This window comes from Paenibacillus sp. VCA1, from assembly GCF_031583795.1.
Classification (GTDB): Bacteria; Bacillota; Bacilli; order Paenibacillales; family Paenibacillaceae; genus Paenibacillus_AQ; species Paenibacillus_AQ albilobatus.
The window spans coordinates 1-243 of sequence record NZ_JAVLSX010000058.1; the positions used below are offsets into that span (position 1 = coordinate 1).

Here is a 243-nt window from a genome sequence, read left to right on the forward strand (position 1 = left end):
TTAACAGAGGTTGGGATAATATAACCATGATGAATCGATTTTTGATTGCATGTAGCCTAACATATAATAAGGAAGTTTCTCGCGAGAATTATGAACGACAACTATGATGTGCAGAAGAATTCGCGCATCTGGAAATGATTGCCACCATGGTGTATAAACTGACGAAAGACGCTTCCGTCGAGGAACTGAAGGCTGCGGGGCTTGGCGCGCATTACGCGGCGCATGACAAGGCGCTTTTCTACG

1 pseudogene is annotated in these 243 nt (G+C 45.3%); it reads left to right on the forward strand.

What is annotated here, in order from left to right:
* Nucleotides 1-113: 113 nt before the first annotated feature.
* Nucleotides 114-243: pseudogene (locus RJP21_RS31140) on the forward strand (manganese catalase family protein); the annotation flags it as partial.